The organism is Microcystis sp. LEGE 00066, assembly GCF_015207925.1.
Classification (GTDB): Bacteria; Cyanobacteriota; Cyanobacteriia; order Cyanobacteriales; family Microcystaceae; genus Microcystis; species Microcystis ichthyoblabe_A.
On sequence record NZ_JADEVX010000320.1, the window covers coordinates 1 to 2,363 of the forward strand.

Annotated in this window: 2 protein-coding genes and 1 pseudogene; 1 reads left to right on the top strand and 2 read right to left on the bottom strand. The window is 43.4% G+C overall.

Annotated features, from left to right (window positions below; all coding sequences use genetic code 11):
* The first annotated feature begins 126 nt into the window (after nucleotides 1-126).
* The gene (locus IQ224_RS23045) at nucleotides 127-1,068 is read left to right on the top strand and encodes a DUF1517 domain-containing protein (RefSeq protein ID WP_002740787.1); all 942 of its coding nucleotides are present in this window, start codon (nucleotides 127-129) and stop codon (nucleotides 1,066-1,068) included.
* Nucleotides 1,069-1,386: 318 nt separating this feature from the next.
* On the opposite strand, the gene IQ224_RS23050 is transcribed toward IQ224_RS23045, so the two are convergent.
* On the bottom strand, nucleotides 1,387-1,755 hold the full coding sequence (locus tag IQ224_RS23050; RefSeq protein ID WP_036399390.1) for an STAS/SEC14 domain-containing protein: 369 nt from the start codon (nucleotides 1,753-1,755) through the stop codon (nucleotides 1,387-1,389).
* Nucleotides 1,742-2,017 (bottom strand): annotated as a pseudogene (locus IQ224_RS23055) (papain fold toxin domain-containing protein); the annotation flags it as partial. The gene IQ224_RS23050 and the pseudogene IQ224_RS23055, both read right to left, overlap by 14 nt.
* Nucleotides 2,018-2,363 lie beyond the last annotated feature (346 nt).

Consider the following 2,363-nt stretch of genomic DNA (forward strand, 5'->3'; position numbering starts at 1 on the left):
ACCCAACACCTTCTAACTGATCACTGATAAATGATCACTGATAACTGATAACTGATTTCAAGATTTGTCTATCCCTGAGGGAGAAACTCGTTATGCTAGTAAATAAAGGGTTGCTTCGGTGTTCTTATGATTGACAAAATTTTAACTAAAGTTCGATCGCTTGCCAAGCCGTTATTAGTTCTAGGATTAGTGACAACGCTGGTTTTCGGCAATATTCCCAGTGCTTTGGCGGCATCGGGGGGTAGAATGGGTGGCGGTAGTTTTCGCGCCCCTAGTCGCAGTGTTAGTCCTTCTAGAGGTGGTGGTTATAGTTCCCCCGGTTACGGTGGCGGTATTGGTTTTCCCTTCCTCTTACCCTTCTTTTGGGGTGGTGGTGGCGGTGGCTTAATTTCTCTGTTAATCTTTTTTGCTATTGCCAACTTCCTCGTTAATGCTTTCCGTAATGGTGGAGGCAGTGACGAGAATGGTATGACGATAGAATCCGGTTATGAAACCGTCTCCGTGGCTAAAGTACAGGTGGGTTTGTTGGCTAATGCCCGTTATCTGCAACAAGAATTAAATCAAATCGCCCTAACTGTGGATACTAGCACCTCCGAGGGGCGCGTCGAAGTCTTACAAGAATCGGCCCTCGCCCTGTTACGTCATCCAGAATACTGGGTTTATGGTAACGTCGATTGCCAACAAACCAGCCTCAGCAGTGCAGAAGCGAAGTTTAATCAGTGGTCTCTCAACGAACGCGGTAAATTAACGGCGGAAACCTTAACTAATTACAATAACCAACTGCGTCAAGGTTCTAGAGACAATATTTTACCCGAATCGGCTGGAGAATTATCTAAAACCGCACCGGAAGGCTATATTTTGGTGACTATTTTAGCCGGCATTGTTGGTAAATTTTCTCTACCGAAAATTAATGACTCCCAAGACTTGAAACAGGCCCTGCAACAAATTGGTAGTATGGGAGGCGATCGACTTTTAGCGGTAGAAGTGATTTGGACCCCCCAAAGCGAGGGTGATATTCTCAGTCAAGACGACATTCTCGCCAATTATCCCGATCTAAAATTAGTGTAATTTGTCGGGGAATAACTCTAGATATTGGCTAAAATCTCCCTTATTACGGGGAGATTTTTTGATTAGGGTTTGCTGAAAAAGTCAATTGGCTGGTGATGGGGTGAGTTTCGTAGGTTAGTCCCTCGCAACAAAACCTAACAACTCCACCGATTATGGCTAAATCCTGTTAAAAGGCATAGGAGAGCAGGGAGTAGGGAAAAACAACTGATAACTGGGCAGTTAATCGTACTATTAAAAACGGATTTGGTATTAGACATCTCCAAAATTTAGGCCAGATTGAGGTTAATTTCTGGAAATGTCTATTATACTGCAAGGGAATCAGGAACCGCCCAATATCCATTGGGTCGCTACCTCAGTTTCCCCCCAAGGGAACTGCCTGACTTCAGCTGAAACAAAGTGGGAAGCCAGACTTTCGATGAGTTTAACCAGAGTGGAATCAGTCACCACGGCAACCTTACTGACGTACTTGTGATGGTCGCGTATCAGCCGGAAATGAGCGACCAAGGCCCCAAAACTATCCCAACCAGTGAACTCGGGAACTTCAACGATTACGCCAGCAAGGCCACCAGTGGCTTCAATGTGGGGATCCACTGCCTCCGCAATCTTGACAAAATCTTCCGCCGCAAGTGCAGATGTAGGTCGCATATAGAGAATGCTATGCGCCGCGTCTAAATTATAATCTATCATAGTTTGCCTCTCCCAAATGGTCGAAGTCTAACTCTATGCTATCACAAATAGACGGTTTCACCCAGATCACTAGACGAGCTATAGTCCCCACATTGTAGCTTATAAACTCTTCACTTTGGCAATGAAAATCTTTCAGCCAATCCTCTCGTTTCATTTCTTGAGGAGACAGATGATCAAATACTCTTCCCCTTACTTCTACCCCATAGTGTTTTCCATTGATTGTAATTGATCGATCATTCCCCACGCGATCGCTGATGAGATAATCTTGATCATGATAAGCTTTTACCCATTTAAGTTACATTGACAGCATTACCTTTATTTTTCAGTTTTCTACTCCATTTAATAGACATCTCCAAAAATTATAACCCAATCACAGCTTGCTGTTAGCTTATGTACTAGCTAAATAGTTCGATAACTGGGATGTATATCTATCGTTGCTAATTCAATTTCACTGAAAAAATATGAGGCAATTAAAATCATTTTTATTTGGTTAGATTCTTTAGCTAGAAAGACTTTTGCTCTTAAGATAATATTAGGTCGAGGTCTAATGTAAAAGCTCAATGTAAAAGCTCAGTGACCGCGCCGCGTCCCCAACGGGGGGTTTGGGG

What these genes read in the sequence shown, in the direction of transcription:
- IQ224_RS23050 (WP_036399390.1), bottom strand. Translation starts at nt 1,755, where the DNA reads ATGATAGATTATAATTTAGACGCGGCGCATAGCATTCTCTATATGCGA.
- IQ224_RS23045 (WP_002740787.1), top strand. Translation starts at nt 127, where the DNA reads ATGATTGACAAAATTTTAACTAAAGTTCGATCGCTTGCCAAGCCGTTA.